Source organism: Kribbella endophytica (genome assembly GCF_054781295.1).
The window spans coordinates 466,555-483,229 of sequence record NZ_BAAGUR010000002.1 but is presented as its reverse complement, the minus strand read 5'-3'; the positions used below and the strand labels follow the sequence as shown (position 1 = coordinate 483,229).

The following is a 16,675-nucleotide window of genomic DNA, read 5'->3' as shown; positions in this document are numbered from 1 at the left end:
AGCATGTGGTCGAATGCGGCACCGGCTGAAGGTCCATTTCGGGGGACGGCCAGTGAACCACTTGGGAGGCGCCATGACGGTCCAGTGGAAGGGCGACGGCCCGGGGCTGCTCCTGCAGCTCGATCGCGGTACGCCGCGGCAGCTCGGGCACCAACTGCAGGAGAAGCTCCGGACGGCGATCCGCACCGGCGCGCTGCGCCCCGGCGAACGGCTGCCCTCGTCGCGCAGCCTCGCCGACCAGCTCGGCATCTCGCGCGGGCTCGTCGTCGACACCTACGCCCAGCTGTACGCCGAGGGCTACCTCGTCAGCGAGGTCGGCTCCGGCACCCGCGTCGCCGAGCGCGCCGAAGCGACAGCTCCAACCCGTACGACGCCCGTCGACCACCCCGCGCCACGCTTCGACGTCGACTTCGAGTACGGCATCCCCGACCTCGCCTCCGCGCCCGTCCGCGACTGGATCTGGGCGCTAGGCGACGCGGCCCGCCTCGCACCGGCGACCCTGATGGGCGACGAACCCGACCGCGGCGACCCACGGTTGCGCGAGGTCCTCGCCGCGTACCACCGCCGCGTCCGCGCGGGTGCGTCGATCGCGGAGCGCACGATCGTGACGACCGGCTTCCGGCACGCGCTCAACCTCGTCTTCGCGACCTTGGCGAACCACGGCGTACAGCGAGTCGGTCTGGAGAGCCCGGGCCCGCGCGATCACGACCGCATCGCCGAACGCTTCGGCCTGCGGGCCGTTCCGGTCCCGGTCGACGAGGACGGCGTCGATGTCGCCGCGCTGCGGGCGAGCGGCGCGCGGGCCGTCGTACTGACTCCGGCTCATCAGTGCCCGACCGGTGTCGCGCTCAGTCCGGGCCGTCGGCAGGAGCTGGTCGCCTGGGCCGAGCAGGTCGACGGGTTCGTGATCGAGGACGAGTACGACTCGGAGTTCCGGTACGACCGGCAGCCGGTCGGATCCCTGCAGGGCTTGGCTCCTGAGCGTGTGATCGCGCTGGGCTCGGTGAGCAAGACGCTCGCGCCGGGGATCCGGATCGGCTGGATCTTCGCGCCGCCCACGATCCTCGACGGGCTCGTCGAGACCAAGGCGCTGACCAGCCGAGGCGCTCCCGCTCTCGATCAGTTGGCGCTGGCACGGTTGATGGAGTCGGGTAGGTACGACCGGCATCTGCGGCGGATGCGCACGACGTACCAGGTACGCCGTGACGCGCTCATCGCTGCGGTCAACGAGCACTTGCCCGCGCTGCAGTTGACCGGTCTCGCGGCCGGCTGTCACGCCGTACTGCGACTGCCCTCCGGAACGAACGAGGCGGCCGTCGTCGCAGCAGCCGAGGAACGATCGGTGTCAGTGCGCGGCCTGGGCGACTACCGGATGGACGACGTCGGTGCGGCCGCGCCGGGACTCGTGATGGGTTTCGGCAACGTCAACGAATCGGGGATCCGCCGCGGGGTCCGCGCACTGGCCGAGGCGATCTCAGATCCACGGCAGGGCTGAGCGTTCGGTCCAGTACTCCGCCGGAGTCTGGGTGAACTCGTCCAGCGGCTCGACGTCGGTCGCGGCAAGGTTGCTGGCGAGCTGCTCGGCGGTCGTCGCGCCACTGAGCACAATGTCGGCCCATGGATTGGCGAGGGCAGCACCCAACGCCAGCGAATCAGGCGCGACGTGATGCTGAGCGGCGTACGCCGTGAACGGCGTCGTACCGGCCTTCGCAGTGAGCCGACCATTGGCGACCGCTTCCTTCACGACGACGAACCACCCGGCGTCATGAGCTTCAGCCAGTGCCGGACCGACCGACCGCTCGAGCACGTTCCACGTCGACTGCACCGCCGTGAACGGCCCGTCGAGCTTCAACGCCGCCCGCAACGTCTCGGCCTGATGCGGACCACTCGTCGACAGACCAACCCGTACGCCGCTGTCGGCGAGCTCACCGAGCCTGTCGAGCAGCTTCGCGTCGGCCAGCGCCGGGCTGTCCTGTGTCAGGCTGTGCACGAGGTAGAAGTCGGGCGGACCGCCGAGCGCTTCCAGCGTCTCCGGCCACTGCCGTTCGAAGGTCGCGAGCGTGTGGTCCTTGATCTCGTGCTGGTCGGCGTCCGATCGCCAGTCGGCGACGTACGTGTAGCCCCACTTCGACCCGACCGTCAGCTGAGCCCGACGCTTCGGGTCCGCGGCCAGCCACTCGCCGAGGAACACCTCCGCCAGTCCGTACGACCGCGCCGCGTCGAAGTACCGCACCCCGGACTGCCAGGCCAGGTCGAGCAGGTCGTGCGTACGACGGCGCAGGTCGTCGATCTCACGGCCCGGCGGCAGGTCCTCGTCGTGCCCGAGGTTGATGTAGCCGGGACGTCCCAGAGCCGCCAGACCCAGACCGATGCGCGCTGTCATACGGCGATCGTCTCACCGCGCTCCAACCACCGGCGTGCACGGTCCGTTGCGTGGATCCCCCACGCCGCAGCCGGACCAGGCCGGAACAGTTGCTGACGGCGACGCGCCGTGGAAGCGGTCGAAGGACGGGACAGGTCGTCTAGCGTTTTGAGATGTGACAGATTCCCGGTTGCCACCACCAGGCACCGTCGTCCGGCGGACGACGGCTCGCGTCCTGCCCGTCCGCCCGGACGGGAAGGTGCTGCTGCTGCACGGCTGGGACCCGCTGAAGCCCGGTACGCCGTACTGGTTCACGATCGGTGGCGGCGTCGAGGCGGGCGAGACCGTGGTGCAGGCGGGGCTGCGGGAACTGCGCGAGGAGGTCGGCATCCTGCTGCCGTCCGACGCGCTCGGCGAACCGGTCGCGACGAACACGATCGAGTTCGAGTGGGGCGGCTGCCCGATCATCCAGCACCAGACCTTCTTCGCGGTCGGTGTGGACACCGTCGAGGTGACGTTCGCCAACCAGGAGGCGCTCGAGCTGGAGACGATCAGCGACCACGGCTGGTGGCACCCCGACGAGCTGGAGGCGACCGGTCAGGCCGCGCACGTCACGATCCCGGGGCTGCTGCGGGTCGCCGTCGAGGCGATCACGCTGCGGCAGGCGTCCTGACCCTGCGGGCGGGATCCTGCGGGCTCAGCGCTCGCGGGCCTTCTTCAGGACCTTCTTCTTGACCTTCTTGTCCACCACGTAGTGGCGCAGGTCGAGGCGCTCCGCGCAGCCGGCGTCAGCCAGCCGCTTGAGGACGACCGGGCACTTCTTGCACCTCGGCTTGTCCTTGCAGCACTTCTTCTTCGCGGTCATCTCGGGCACGTTTGGAGGATAGGTGAGCCTGACCTAACCGTCTACCTGAGACGGCAACTTCCGTGGCGCAGGTCACGCCAGCTGTCCGCTGAGCACCGCCCGCGCCTCGACCAGCGACGGCCCGTACCAGGTCAGATGGCGGCCGGAAACGCACTTCGCCGGGCGGTCGAATACCTCCGGGCCCTCGTCGGGAGAAAAGGCGTACGGCTCGTCCGGGAGCACCACGACGTCGTACGGCGGTAACGCGTCGACGTCGAACCGCGGATAACGTTCGGGCGATTCCGCCAGCACGTTGTCTATCCCGAGTCGCGTGAGGACATCACCCGCAAACGTGTCCCGGCCGAGTGCCATCCACGGCTTTCGCCAGATCGGAATGACCGCTCGCCGGCGCGGTCCGTCGTACGGCGTACTCCACACTTCGCGCGCTTCGTCGAGCCACGAAGGAGTGCTTCCGGTGATCGCCGAGAGCATTCGCTCGAGTGAAGTCAGTGACTCCTCGACAGTCGTCGGCGTCGTCACCCACACCGCGATTCCGTGCGCGCGCAACGCGTCGAGATCGACGGCACGATTCTCTTCCGCGTTCGCGACGACGACGTCGGGACGCAACCGCGCGATGCGTTCGACGTCGGGGTTCTTGGTGCCGCGAACGCGGGTAACGTCGAGGTCGTGCGGATGCGTGCACCAGTCCGTCGCGCCTGTCAGCAAGGGCCGGTGCGTGTGCGCGATCGACTCCGTCAACGAGGGCACGATGCTGACCACGGACGTGATGTTCGCCGGTAGTTCGACGGGGTCGTGCAGGTCGTCGTAGAGGGTTCGCACCGCACCGGATCCGATCGTTCGCAGAGACGTTGCCGAGGACAACACTGTCCGAAAACACTCCGAAGTGGCCAGTTCGCGCGCGTGTCGCCAACATTTCTTCAGCGCCTTCCGGCATGCTCAAGAGTCACCGAAAACCCTTCTGCACAAGGATTTTCGGCATTACTGCCCGAATTGCCGGTGCGGACGCCTTGACCTGTGGGCGATTCAGGTGCTTTACGTGGGCACCAAGTGTTGTCATCATCAGGACGACGAGGAATCCACCGTGGTTTTCCTCAGCCGCACCAAGGAGGCAGAGTGCCAGCCAAGAAGGCAGCCGCAGGGAAGGCGACAGCCAAAAAGGCTTCTCCCGCCAAGAAGACTGTCGCCAAGAAGGCCCCAGCCGCGAAGACAACGACCGCGCGCAAGGTCACGGCAGCGAAGAAGACAGTGACGAAGAAGGTGAGTGCGGCCAAGAAGGCGGTCTCCAAGGCACCCGCCAAGAAGACCGCAGCGAAGAAGACCACGGCGGTGAAGAAGACGACGGCCGCGAAGAAGACCACGGCGAAGAAGGCTCCCGCCAAGAAGGTCGTCGCGAAGAAGACCGTCGCCAAGAAGGCCCCGGCGAAGAAGGTCGCGGCCAAAAAGGTGACGGCGGCCAAGAAGGCCCCGGCCAAGAAGACGACGGCGAAGAAGACCGTGGCGAAGAAGGCTCCCGCCAAGAAGGTCGTCGCGAAGAAGGCGCCGGCTCGCAAGGTCGCCGCCAAGAAGGCCCCGGCCCGCAAGGTCGCGGCGAAGAAGGCTCCGGCCAAGGTCGCCGCCAAGAAGGCGCCGGCTCGCAAGGTCGCCGCGAAGAAGGCTCCGGCCAAGGTCGCCGCCAAGAAGGCGCCGGCTCGCAAGGTCGCCGCGAAGAAGGCTCCGGCCAAGAAGGCCCCGGCCCGCAAGACCGTGGCCAAGCGGACGCCCGCGCGCAAGGCGCCGGCCCGCAAGGCGACGTCGCGTTAGTCGCTGCACAACGCTCGAGGGGCACCACCTGTGCGGTGGTGCCCCTCGGTGCGTTCAGCGCTCGGCGTTTCAGCGCTTGGTGTTGTCGCCGATCAGTCGTCGTTCCACTTCGGGTCGTTGTCCCAGGCCTCGTTGCGTTCCTGCGCCTTCTCCAGCGCGCGGGCCGCTTCCTCGCGGGAGCTGTACGGACCGAGCCGGTCGGCGGACTTCGCGCCCTGGTAGGGCTCGACCTCGCCGGTCTTCGTGTTGTAGTACCACTCGTTGCTGTGATCGTCGTCGGCCATCGCAGCGGACCACCTTCCCGGTGAAGTTGTCGCAACTAACTAGAATGATCCCACCATGTCGATTCTCAGTCCCGGCATCATCTCGCCGCGCCGCCCTGTTCCCGCCTCCATTCCGCGCCCGGAGTACGTGGACAAGCCCGCGCCGACGCCGTACGAGGGCTCCTACGTCACGTCCCCCGAACTGGTCGAGAAGATGCGCGTCGCGAGCAAACTCGCCGCGCAGGCGCTGCAGGCCGTCGGCGCGGCGGCGAAGCCCGGAGTGACCACCGACGAGCTGGACGCGGTCGGCCACGAGTACCTGGTGGAACGCGACGCGTACCCGTCGACGCTCGGCTACCGCGGCTACCCGAAGTCCCTGTGCACCTCGGTCAACGAGGTGATCTGCCACGGCATCCCCGACGACCGTCCGCTGGAGAACGGCGACATCGTCAACGTCGACATCACCGCGTTCCTCGACGGCGTGCACGGCGACACCAACGCGACGTTCCTGGTCGGCGACGTCGACGAGGAGAGCCGGCTGCTGGTCGAGCGCACGCACGAGGCCTTGATGCGCGGCATCAAGGCCGTGAAGCCCGGGCGCCAGGTCAGCATCATCGGACGCGTGATCGAGTCGTACGCCAAACGCTTCGGCTACGGCGTCGTCCGCGACTTCACCGGCCACGGCATCGCGACGTCGTTCCACTCCGGCCTGATCATCCCGCACTACGACGACGAGCGCTTCGACGACGTGATCGAGCCCGGCATGACGTTCACCATCGAGCCGATGCTCACCCTGGGCAGCTACGACTACGACCTGTGGGACGACGGCTGGACCGCCACCACCAAGGACAAGTCGCGCACCGCGCAGTTCGAACACACCCTGGTCGTCACCGCTACCGGCGCCGAAGTCCTCACCCTGCCATGAACACCACCGACCCCGGCGATGCCCACCTGTCGCCCGGGTCCGGCGACGCACGGCCCTCGCGTGGGTCCGGCGACGCGCACCCTTCGCCCGGGTCTGGTGACGCACGGCCCTCGCCCGGGTCCGGTGACGCACACCCTTCGCCCGAGTCCGGCGAGTCCCGCCACTCCCCCGGGTCCGGCGCATCGTCGGCTGTGCGGGTGATGCGCTACGACCGCTCGCACTTGGACGGCGTACTGAAGATCTGTGGTGCCGAGGACTGGCCGAGCTTCCCGGGCGATCCCGAGCGCGCGCACGTCGTACTGACCGCTCCCGGTGTCACCAGCGTCGTCGCCGTCGAAGACGACGAGGTGGTCGGCTTCGCCTACCTGCAAAGCGACGGCCACATCCAGGCCCACCTCTCGCTGATGGCCGTCGCAGCAACCCACCGCCGCAAAGGCATCGGCCGAGCTCTACTGGAATATGCCGCACCACTCACCGGTGCCCTACGCGTCGACCTGGTCACCGACACCGCCCAGGACTTCTACGCCTCCTTCCAGCACCACACATACAGCGGCTTCCGCATCTACCCCGGCTGACCTGCTGCAGGCGTTGAATGCCCGGCATGAGGATCGATCTCACCGCCGGCCCGTTCACCGCCATCGAGTACGGCGACACCGATGCACCACCCTTGGTCCTGCTGCACGGCCTCACCTCGAACGCCGCCACCTGGGAGAAGGTCGCGCCCCACCTCGCGCGCACCTACCGAGTCATCGCCCTCGACCAACGCGGCCACGGCGACAGCGTGTGGACCGAGCAGTACTCGTTCGAAGCCATGCGCGACGACCTGCTGGAATTCACCGACCGCCTCGCACTCGACCAGTTCCTCCTCTGCGGCCACTCGATGGGCGGCACCGTCGCCGCGATCTTCGCCGAGCAGTACGCCGACCGCCTGACCGGCCTGGTCCTAGTCGACAGCCCACCACCAGACGGCGAAGGCAACTGGACCGTCCCGCCACGCCCCGAGGGACAACTGCCGTACGACTGGACCTGCTACGCCGCCATCCTCGGCCAACTAGCCAATCCCGACCCAGCCTGGAAAGCGAACCTCCCAGCCATCACCGTCCCCACCCTGATCCTCGCCGGAGGAACCACCAGCCCAGTCCCCCACCACAAACTCACCGAAGCCGCCGCCCGCATCCCCCACGCCCACCCGGCAACGATCGAAGGCGCCGGCCACGCCATCCAACAAACCCGCCCAACACAATTCCTCGAAGAATTCGAGCGGCGCTTCCCGCAGTAAGCACCCAGCCCACCGTCGCCGACTGCTCCCGTCTTTCGCCCACCGCTCCCGAGGACTGCTGCGCGGATGGTCGGACTTGGGTCAGCTGGGCTTGAAGTTGAAGCGTTTGTACAGGGTGATTGCGGGGGTGTTGTTGTCCTGTACGCGGAGAGCCAATGGGGTGCTGAGGGTCAGGCAGGCGGTGAGTAGGGCCTGGGCGATGCCTTGGCGGCGGTGGGTGGGGAGGGTGAAGAGCTCGATGAGGAACGGGCAGTCGGGGGCGTCGGCCCAGGGTCCGCGTTCGACGACGAGGGCAGCGCCGACAACGGCGTGCTGGACCGCCGGCCGCACCACGGCGGCTGGCTGAGCTGCCAGATCGGCTACGGCGGCGGGCTGGGCTGCCAGACCGGCCACGGCGTCGGGCTGGGCTGCCAGACCGACCACGGCATCGGGCTGGATTGCCAGACGGCTGTTGGCGAGGTCTAGAGGGCCGTACTCGCCGGAGTAGGTGCGGCGGATGTCTTCGATTGCTTCTGGCTCGGTGGCGCAGGCGACGTCTGGTGGGTAGGAGGCGAAGTACGTGCGGCCCAAGGCCTCGATGTCCTCGGGGGTTGGAGGGCGTAGGACGACACCGGGCGGTGGAGGGGTGAGGTCCACCGGCGCGGGTGGGCGGATGAGGAGCATCAGGCGGCGGCCGGTGGACCAGGCAGCTCGGAGACTGCGTGCGTGGCCGGCAACGGACCTGGTGTTCTGTCGGACCGGCTCAACGGTTTGAGGCTGCCTGGATGAAGGCGGCCAGGTCTTGGGACTGTTGCAGGCGCGAGGGCTCGTGGACGTACATCATGTGGCCGGCCGGGTAGTAGAAGAGTTCGATGTTGTCGCGGAGTTCGGCGGGGATGCGCAAGCGGGCGACGGTGTGTTCGGTGGCGAAGTACGGCGTCGCGCAGTCGTAGCGGCCGGAGGCGATGTGGACCTTCAGGTGGGGATTCGCGCGCATCGCCTCGGAGAGTTGGTCGGCGACCGAGACGTGGTTGTTCTCGAACTCCTTGAACGACCAGTCCTTGGCGGCGTCCGCGCTGATGATCTCGTACGGCAGGTCGTTCAGGTACTCGAGCTCGGCGCGCACGTAGTGGTTCAGCGCGGCCGTGTACGGCCCCATGATCGCGCGCATTGACGGGTCGTCGGTCGACACCTCGCCGGCGGAGTCCGGGTCCCACCCGGTGAAGCGGGCGTCCAGCCGACCGACCACCTGCCGCCGGGAACGCAGCAGCTCGGCGAAGAAGCGGGTGTGCTCGATCCGTAGGTCCACGCGATCCAGGTAGTCCGCCGACAGGCCGGTCAGCGCGGACAGCCGCTCGATCACCTCACCGCGGTAGTCCGACGGCAATCGGTTGCCCTGGGCAAGCGCATTCGGGTACCGCCCGGCGGCGTACCGCTCCGCGTCCGCGAGGACCTCCTCAAGCCCCCGGTCCGGGATCAGTCCGTGGTAGTGCGCGGCCGCGGCGTACGACGGCAGGAACAGCGTGTACGGCAGATCGTTGCCCGGTGTGAAGTCCAGCGTCGCGAACTCGAGCACCGCCGAGATCAGCATCACGCCGTTGAAGTACATGCCGTGCCGGTTCTGCAGGTGCGCGACCAGGCCGGCCGCGCGGGTCGTCCCGTACGACTCGCCGGCCAGGAACTTCGGCGACATCCAGCGCCCGTTGCGCGAGGTCCACAGCCGGATCACCTCGCCGACCGACTCCAGGTCCGGCGTGAACCCGTGGTACTCCCCCGGCTTCTCGCCCTCGACGGCCCGCGAGTACCCGGTCGAGACCGGGTCGATGAACACCAGGTCGCTCACCTGCAGCAGGGTCTCCGCGTTGTCCACCAGCCCGTACGGCGGTGGCGCCAACTCTCCCGCGTCCCCCGACACCACGCGCCGCGGTCCGAGCAGCCCGAGGTGCAGCCAGATGCTCGACGACCCCGGCCCGCCGTTGAACGCGAACGTCACCGGCCGCGAGCCGGCGTCCGCGTCGTCCAGCGTGTACGACGTCAGGAACACCTCGGCCTTCGGCACGTGCCCGTCGAACTTGCCCTCGGTCAGCACCTCGCGCCGCAGCACGATCCGCCCGGTGGTCGCCGTGTACTTCAGCGTCCGGTCCCCCACGGTCAGCTCGTGCCGCGTCGTCGTCAGGTCGTCCGTCGGCCCCGTCGTGGGCGCGACCTTGTCACCGGTCGCCTCGGGTCCCCGCTCGTCTGTCGCCATGCCCGGAACACTAACAAAACAAGGCAACCCGGCGTCGTGGATTATCCACAACCGGCGCTCGCCACCCAGCAGGTGACGAGCGCCGGCACCGACCTAGCTCAGGCTGAAGTGGTCCACGTCGAACAGCGACCCCGACCCACCGCTGAAGGTCAGGAACAGCGGACCACTCCCCGAACCGTTCAGCGTCGTCGAGACGGTCTGGAAGTTGTCCCACCCTCCAGTGACCGGTACGGCGACAGTCCCGAGCACCGGGCCGCCAGCAGCCCCGGAGCGGATCCGGATCGTCCCGCCCGCCCCACCCGACGAGATCCGCGCCGTGAACCCGGTCCGGCCGACCGTGCTCACCTGCGAGTACCCGGCCCAGTCACCGTTGTCGATGTACCCCAGCGTCTGACCACCGCTCGCACCACCGTGCCCAGCCACCTGTACGCCGGACTGCGACGTGAACGCCTCCCCCTCGATCTGGGTCACCGGAGGCGTCGACGAGGCCCCAGCGGCGTACTGGATGCCGCCCAGCAGGTGCCGCCGGAACACCTGGTCGGCGTACGACTCGATCGTGTGGCCGAACCCGGTGTAGAACGACCGCCCCGAGCCCTGCGCGTGGTACCAGGCGATCGGGTGGTCGCCCATGTTGCCGCCGCTGTAGGTCGACTCGTCTAGGTTGATCAGCACCCGCACGTTCGGCCTGGGGTTGGTCCGGTAGTTGTAAAGCTCGTCGGTCCGCACCCAGGTGGTCCCCAGGTGCGAGGTCGACGCGTGCGTCCGGTCCTCCACCCGTGCAGTGACCTGCTGGATCGCCGGGTGGCTGTGGAACCACGCACCGACCAGCTGCCCGTACCAGGGCCAGTCGTACTCGGTGTCGGCCGCCGCGTGCACTCCGACGTACCCACCACCGCCGTTGATGTAGCCCTCGAACGCAGTCTGCTGTGCAGCGTTCAGGATGTCCCCCGTCGTGCTCAGGAACACCACAGCCTTGTACGCCGCCAGCTGCGACGCCGTGAAGACCGCACTGTCCTCAGTGGCCGTCACGGTGAAGCCGTTGGCCGTACCGAGGTCCCGGATCGCCTGGATGCCGGCCGGGATCGAGTCGTGCCGGAAGCCGGCCGTCTTGCTGAACACCAGCACCTGGTACGGCGCCGCAGACGCCGTCTGCCACGGCAGCAGACCGCCGACCACCAGCGCTCCACCGGTCAGCAATGCCGTACGTCGCGTGAATGTAGTCATGACAGCTCCCTAGGAAGTGACGGTGAAGGTGTCGACGTCGAACAGCGAGCCCGCGCCGCCGGTGAAGCTCAGGAACAGCGGACCGGTCGCGTTGCCGGTCAGTGCGGTGGAGACGGTCTGGAAGTTCTCCCAGCCACCAGTGGTCGGTACGGCGACCGAGCCGAGCAGCGTGCCCGTCGCAGACCCCGACCGCACCTGGATGGTCCCGCCGGGCCCGCCCGACGAGATCCGGGCGCTGAACGACCGCAGACCGGTCGTGCTGACCGTCGAGTACCCGGCCCAGTCGCCGTTGTCGATGTACCCGAGCGTCTGCCCACCACTGGCACCCGCGTGCGCGGCCACCTGTACGCCGGACTGCGAGCTGAACGCCTCGCCCTCACGCGTCGTACCGGTCGAGCCCGACGTCGCCAGCGTGAACGCGTCCAGGTCGAACAGGTTCCCGTTGCCCGTGACGCCCTTGAAGACCAGGAACAGCGTCGTCGTACCGGCCGGCTTGTTGCTCAGGTTGGCCGAGACGTTGGTGAAGGTGTCCCAGTTGCCCGTGTTCGCCACCGGCACGGTCGCCATCAGCTGACCGGTGGCGGAACCGGCCCGCACCTCGATCGTGCCGCCAGGCCCGCCCGACGACACCCGTGCGCTGAACGACGTCGCCGTGCTCAGCGCGTACGGCGTGAACGAGACCCAGTCGTTGTTGTCGACGTACCCGACCGTCCGGCCGCCCTCGGCCGCGGCGTGCGTCGCGAACTCGACGCCGGACATCGCGTTGAAGTGCTCGCCCTGGCGGTGCCTCGGCTGGAGCTTGCGCACGCTGTGCGAGGTGATGCCGCCGTTGTCCGTGTACTCCGCGTCGAAGACCCCGAAGATGTTCGCGGCGGGATCGTGCTCACCGTCGGCCGGTACGGCGATCGAACCGCTGCAGCCGTTCTTCGACGTGATCTGGTGCTGATGGTCGTCGTGCCCGAGCAGGTAGGTGACCTTCACCCGACTGCAGTCGATCGTCCCGTCCTCAGGGTCGCTGACGGTGACCTGGAACGGCACGGTGTCGCCGAACGAGAACGGCTGCCCGTCGGCCGGCGTCTGCAGCGTCACGGTCGGAGCCGTGTTGCCGACGCTGATCTGCACGTTCGCCGAACCGGTCAGCCCGGTCGGGTCCGTCACGGTCAGCGTCGCCGTGAACGTGCCCGCGGTGTTGTACGTGTACGACGGGTTGGCCTGCGTCGACGTCCCGCCGTCACCGAAGGTCCACCGGTACGACAGCGCGCCGCCCTCGGGATCCGAGCTGCCCGCCGACGAGAACGCCACGGTCAGCGGCCTGCCGCCCGACGTCGGTGTCGCGGCGGCCTTGGCGATCGGGTTGCGGTTGGTGCTGCCCTTGTACTCGATCCGCCACAGCGCCTGGTTGTTCGCGCCCGTGCCGTAGTCGAGCACGTAGAGCGCGCCGTCCGGACCGAAGGCCATGTCCATCACCTGCGTACCGGTCCACGGGAACGCGCCGATGTCACCGACGCCACCAGTGCCGGTCACCTCGATCGCCTTGATCCACTTGCGGCCGAGCTCCCCGGCGAAGTAGCGGCCGTTCAGCGACGCCGGGAACTTGACCGGCGAGGTGTTGTTGGCGTCGTACCGGTAGACCGGACCGCCCATCGGCGACTCGGAGCCGCCGCCGAACTCCGGCGGCGTGCCGGCGTCACCGCCGTACTTGATCCAGGACGCCTTGGCCGGCGGCAGTTTGGTCTGGCCGGTGTTGCGGAACGAGTTGTTGGTGGGACCACCGGCGCAGTCGAACTTGGCGCCCGACGGACCGCTCGGGAACTGCCAGTCGTTGTAGGTCTCGTTGCTGGCGTTGGTGCCGGTGCAGTACGGCCAGCCGTAGTTGCCGGGGGCAGTGATCCGGTCGAACTCGACCTGGCCGTTCGGTCCGCGGTTCGGGTCGGTGACGCCGGCGTCCGGGCCGTAGTCGCCGAGGTAGACGATGCCGGTCGGTTTGTCGACACTCATCCGGAACGGGTTGCGGAAGCCCATCGCGTAGATCTCGGGCTTGGTCTGCGCGGTGCCCGGCGCGAACAGGTTGCCGGACGGAGCCGTGTACGTGCCGTCGGCCTGCGGCTTGATCCGGAGCAGCTTGCCGCGCAGGTCGTTGGTGTTGCCCGACGTGCGCTGCGCGTCGAACTGCGGGTTGCGGCTGGTCCGCTCGTCGATCGGCGTGTAGCTGTCGGACTGGAACGGGTTGCTGTCGTCGCCGGTGGTCAGGTAGAGGTTGCCTGCGGCATCGAAGTCGAGGTCACCGCCGACGTGGCAGCACTGGCCGCGATCGTTCGGGACCCGGAGCACGATCTTCTCGCTGGCCAGGTCGAGGGTGTTGTCGGTCTTCAGCACGAAGCGCGACAGATGCAGCTCGCCCTTCCACCGGTCCCAGTCGGCCTGCGTGCCGTCGGTCGGCGCGTCCCCGTCCGGCGTCGACAGTCGCGGCGAGAAGTACAGCCAGACGAAGCGGTTGGTCGCAAAACCTGGGTCGACGGCGACTCCCTGCAAGCCTTCCTCGTCGTGGGTGTAGACGTTCAATCGGCCGGCGAGCGTCGTCGTACCGTTGACATCGGTGATCCGTACGGCGCCGTCGCGGGCCGTGTGGATCACCGACCGGTTGGGCATGACGGCGAGCGACATCGCCTCGCCGAGCTCGTTGGCTCCGCTGGCCAGCGACACCTGCTGGTAGTCCGCGGCCGGAATGGTCGACCCTGCCTCGGCGGCCGGGGCGCTGACGCCCAGGGCTCCGATCAGAGCCGCCGTGATCAGCACGGCGATTCGGCTTCTTCTCATCACGCGACTCCTTCGATCAGGTCGAACTGTTCCCACGGGCCGATCGCGTCTCGGTTCGCGATCAGTGGAGCGGCGCCGCCGTTGTCGGCGCAGACGAGCTTGTTGTTGATCTGGGCCCGGAAGCTGACCGAGCCGTCACCGTTGCGGATCAGCTGGAAGGTCTCCCACGACCCGACGTTCTGGTTCTTGGCCAGCAGTGGTCCCGCGCCCGCGTCGTCGGCCGCGACGAGCAGGTTGTTGGCCTTGGCGCGCAGCGAGACGTTGCCGCCGCCGAGGTCGGTCATCACGTACTGCTGGGCGGTGCCGATCGTCGTGCTGTTCGCGATGAGCGGCGTACCGGTCCCTGCGGTGACGTACTTGCCGTTGGCCCGTGCTCGCAGGGCAACGGTTCCATTGCCGCTGCTCTGCTTGGGCAGCCCGATCGTTGCCTTGTCGTACCGTCTCGCGGTCGTTGCCGGCGTACCGGACAGTGCTTGGAACGGTTGCGCGGTCGCCCCGGTCTTCTCGACCAGGTACGAACGACCCGCCTGCGCCGGGATCGTGAACGTCGCATTGGACTGCGCCGGTACGACGACAGCGCGCGTCTGCCCGTCCAGGACCGTGACGCTCTGCCCCGGCCATGGACTCCGTACGGCGAGCTGCTGCGCAGCCCCGGAGCTGATCGCGACCGTGGTCGGCGCGCCGTTGGTGATCTGCACGTGCACCTTCGACTTGTGGCCGATGGCAACCGTTCCCTCACCGGTCCAGTCGGCCGGCCAAGCGGGCGCGATCCTCAGCAGCCCGTCGTAGTCCGTCGCGAGTGACTCCGGGACGGTGATGGCCAGGACGCCGGACTGCTCGATGTACGGCTCGAACGCCGGCTGCGCGGTGAAGCTCGCCATCCCGGACGGGTAGACCTGGTACTGCCGGATCGCGGCGAGCAGCGCGGTCTTCATGTCGCCTGCCATGCCGAGCCGCGCGGCGTGCAGGGCGTCGTAGCTCCAGTCGTTGCCGTTGACGTAGCTGCGCGACGTGTACGTACGACGGCCGACCGCGGTCAGCGGACCGGTGTCGCCGATCAGGTTGAACGGCCAGACTGCCTCGAGTCCGATGTTCTCGCTGTTGTGCCTTGGTGCTGTGGGTTGGGTCGAGAGCCCGATCATGGTGTTGCCGTTGGCATCCTGTGCGGGTGTCAGCAGCTGGGTCTGCGTCGCCGTGTCGGTACGCGGCAGCGCCTGGATCTTCGGGATCGCCGCGTTCAGCTGGCTGACCAGCGCGGTGTCGACGCCGAGGGTCTGCGCCGCCTTCACCGCGACCGGGAAGAACGCCTGCATCGCCGCGATGTCGGTCGTCGGGTCGGTGACACCCCACTGCGTCTCGTGAGCGTTCGAGAACGTGTGGAGCTTGCCGTCGGCACCGGTCGTCGCGTGCGAGAGCAGGAACTGCGCCGCGCCCTTGATCAGCGGGTAGTTCGCTGTCAGGAAGGCCCGGTCGTCGGTCATCCGGTAGTGCTCCCAGACCCACAGGCCGATCTCGGCGCCGGTGGTGACGGTCAGGGAGTTGTACGTCGGAGCGATGATCGAGTCGCAGGAGGCGTTGCTCGTGCCCCCGTCGTACGTCCCGTTGCCGTTGAACCGCATCGTCTCCGGCACGCAAAGCCCTTGCCGGCCGGGCATGCGTTGACTGGTCCAGGACGCGATCGCATCGAGGTTGTCCTTGTAGAGGCGGAACATCGGGTCGTTCAGCGCCGGCAGCCCGGCGGACAGGTTCGCGGCCACCTGCATCCGGAGGTTCCAGAACCAGTAGCCCGACGGGTACCAGTCCCGCTTGTCCTGCGAGAACGTGAACAGGTCGGCGACCCCGGCCTGCGAACCCGGCAGCACTCCGCGGCTCTGAGCCGCGGCGGAGTACAGGTAGATGGTCCGCAGGTTCTCGACGTAGTCGCCGGTGCCGTCGGTCGAGCTGATCTTGATCAGGCCGGCCTTCTGCCAGTAGTCGTGCCACCACTGCAGATGCGCTGAGCGCACCTCGGAGGCAGGACGGGTCGCAGCGCCGTTCAGTACGGCGTTGGTGGTGGCGATCGAGTCGCCGCCGGTCCAGGTCGGCGCCGCGACGACGACCCGGAACGAGCCGTCGGCGTTGGGCTGGAAGGCGACCTGGCCGGTCAGCGCGTTCGGGGTCGAGGCGACGACGTTGCGGCCGCCCGCGGTGAGGCCGGCCAGCGAGCCGAAGGTCCGGCCCGACGCTCCCGCGCCGGAGTTGTCGACCCAGGTTTCGGCCAGGGCGGCAACGGATCCGGAGGCCCGGGCGGTCGGCGTACGGGGTGACCAGAGTTTGACCTGCGCGGTCTGGGTGGCGTTGGGATCGGCGCCGGTCACGTCGACGACCAACTGCTGGGCGTCGGCGCGGATGAAGGCGGTCAACGTCATGCCGCCGCCGGACTGGCGCAGCATTCCGTCGTACAGGTCGAGGCGGCCGGTGAAGTCGGCCGCGCCGGTCATCCGCGACAGTCCGGGGATGACCACGTGGCCGAGCGACTTGCGGCCCGGGAACGTGTCGGTGCGGTTGAGTTGGGCGGTGAAACCGCCGGCCGACCAGACCGCGGCCCCGAGGGCGCCGTTGCCCAGCGGGAGCGACTCGGTCGGAGCCGCGTTGGCCCGGCCGAGCACGATGTCGGAGCGCCGGACCAGGTTCGGGGTGTCGACGACGAAGGACCCGTTCTGCCAGGCGGTGGTGCCGGGTGCGGCGACGGCGGGTGGAGGCCCGCCCGTCGCGATCAGCCCGGCAAGCAGGGCTGTCGCCAGCAGGATTTTGGGCAGGCGGGATCGCAGGAGGGTGTTCATCGGATCTCTCCTGGAGAAGGAGCGGACCACTGGCCTGGGGGCGGAGAGGACCAGAGGTAGACATCGGATCTTTCTGGCTTCACGCTCCGCT

Annotated in this window: 15 protein-coding genes; 6 read left to right on the top strand and 9 right to left on the bottom strand. The window is 68.4% G+C overall.

Annotated features, from left to right (window positions below; genetic code table 11):
* Positions 1–73: 73 nt before the first annotated feature.
* The gene (gene pdxR / locus ACYVIO_RS20760; RefSeq protein WP_460652491.1) at positions 74–1,495 is read left to right on the top strand and encodes a MocR-like pyridoxine biosynthesis transcription factor PdxR; all 1,422 of its coding nucleotides are present in this window, start codon (positions 74–76) and stop codon (positions 1,493–1,495) included.
* On the opposite strand, the gene ACYVIO_RS20755 is transcribed toward pdxR, so the two are convergent.
* Complete coding sequence (locus ACYVIO_RS20755) at positions 1,475–2,383, bottom strand: aldo/keto reductase (protein ID WP_460652490.1); 909 nt, start codon at positions 2,381–2,383, stop codon at positions 1,475–1,477. The genes pdxR and ACYVIO_RS20755 overlap by 21 nt on opposite strands.
* Positions 2,384–2,537: 154 nt before the next feature.
* Here ACYVIO_RS20755 and ACYVIO_RS20750 point away from each other — a divergent pair, with 154 nt between their 5' ends.
* Complete coding sequence (locus ACYVIO_RS20750; protein ID WP_460652489.1) at positions 2,538–3,035, top strand: NUDIX hydrolase; 498 nt, start codon at positions 2,538–2,540, stop codon at positions 3,033–3,035.
* A 24-nt stretch (positions 3,036–3,059) separates the two neighbouring features.
* On the opposite strand, the gene ACYVIO_RS20745 is transcribed toward ACYVIO_RS20750, so the two are convergent.
* Together ACYVIO_RS20745 and ACYVIO_RS20740 are read right to left on the bottom strand one after the other, a co-directional pair.
* Positions 3,060–3,236, bottom strand: a complete 177-nt coding sequence (locus ACYVIO_RS20745) for a hypothetical protein (protein WP_344173722.1) — start codon at positions 3,234–3,236, stop codon at positions 3,060–3,062.
* Positions 3,237–3,299: 63 nt separating this feature from the next.
* Positions 3,300–4,046: a helical backbone metal receptor gene (locus tag ACYVIO_RS20740; protein WP_460652488.1), complete on the bottom strand. Its 747-nt coding sequence runs from the start codon at positions 4,044–4,046 to the stop codon at positions 3,300–3,302.
* A 294-nt stretch (positions 4,047–4,340) separates the two neighbouring features.
* On the opposite strand from ACYVIO_RS20740, the gene ACYVIO_RS20735 reads away from it, so the two are divergent.
* On the top strand, positions 4,341–5,027 hold the full coding sequence (locus tag ACYVIO_RS20735; protein WP_460652487.1) for a histone H1-like repetitive region-containing protein: 687 nt from the start codon (positions 4,341–4,343) through the stop codon (positions 5,025–5,027).
* A gap of 92 nt (positions 5,028–5,119) precedes the next feature.
* On the opposite strand, the gene ACYVIO_RS20730 is transcribed toward ACYVIO_RS20735, so the two are convergent.
* A complete protein-coding gene (locus ACYVIO_RS20730) occupies positions 5,120–5,311 on the bottom strand; it encodes a hypothetical protein (protein ID WP_460652486.1) in 192 nt (63 codons plus the stop codon).
* Positions 5,312–5,366: 55 nt separating this feature from the next.
* On the opposite strand from ACYVIO_RS20730, the gene map reads away from it, so the two are divergent.
* The 3 genes from map to ACYVIO_RS20715 all read left to right on the top strand — a co-directional run bounded on the left by map (position 5,367) and on the right by ACYVIO_RS20715 (position 7,494).
* A complete protein-coding gene (gene map, locus ACYVIO_RS20725) occupies positions 5,367–6,215 on the top strand; it encodes a type I methionyl aminopeptidase (RefSeq protein WP_460652485.1) in 849 nt (282 codons plus the stop codon).
* A 200-nt stretch (positions 6,216–6,415) separates the two neighbouring features.
* A complete protein-coding gene (locus ACYVIO_RS20720; protein ID WP_460653552.1) occupies positions 6,416–6,790 on the top strand; it encodes a GNAT family N-acetyltransferase in 375 nt (124 codons plus the stop codon).
* A 26-nt stretch (positions 6,791–6,816) separates the two neighbouring features.
* Positions 6,817–7,494: an alpha/beta fold hydrolase gene (locus ACYVIO_RS20715; protein WP_460652484.1), complete on the top strand. Its 678-nt coding sequence runs from the start codon at positions 6,817–6,819 to the stop codon at positions 7,492–7,494.
* Positions 7,495–7,575: 81 nt separating this feature from the next.
* Here ACYVIO_RS20715 and ACYVIO_RS20710 read toward each other — a convergent pair whose 3' ends face one another.
* The 5 genes from ACYVIO_RS20710 to ACYVIO_RS20690 all read right to left on the bottom strand — a co-directional run bounded on the left by ACYVIO_RS20710 (position 7,576) and on the right by ACYVIO_RS20690 (position 16,584).
* On the bottom strand, positions 7,576–8,064 hold the full coding sequence (locus ACYVIO_RS20710; RefSeq protein WP_460652483.1) for a GNAT family N-acetyltransferase: 489 nt from the start codon (positions 8,062–8,064) through the stop codon (positions 7,576–7,578).
* Between the two features lie 172 nt (positions 8,065–8,236).
* Complete coding sequence (locus ACYVIO_RS20705) at positions 8,237–9,721, bottom strand: S10 family peptidase (protein WP_460652482.1); 1,485 nt, start codon at positions 9,719–9,721, stop codon at positions 8,237–8,239.
* A 93-nt stretch (positions 9,722–9,814) separates the two neighbouring features.
* Positions 9,815–10,945 carry a ThuA domain-containing protein gene (locus ACYVIO_RS20700; RefSeq protein ID WP_460652481.1) on the bottom strand — a complete coding sequence of 377 codons (1,131 nt, stop codon included), beginning with the start codon at positions 10,943–10,945 and terminating at the stop codon, positions 9,815–9,817.
* 9 nt (positions 10,946–10,954) lie between these two features.
* On the bottom strand, positions 10,955–13,762 hold the full coding sequence (locus tag ACYVIO_RS20695; protein WP_460652480.1) for a carbohydrate-binding protein: 2,808 nt from the start codon (positions 13,760–13,762) through the stop codon (positions 10,955–10,957).
* On the bottom strand, positions 13,762–16,584 hold the full coding sequence (locus ACYVIO_RS20690; protein WP_460652479.1) for a fascin domain-containing protein: 2,823 nt from the start codon (positions 16,582–16,584) through the stop codon (positions 13,762–13,764). Before ACYVIO_RS20690 ends, ACYVIO_RS20695 begins: the two co-directional genes overlap by 1 nt.
* Between the last annotated feature and the right edge of the window lie 91 nt (positions 16,585–16,675).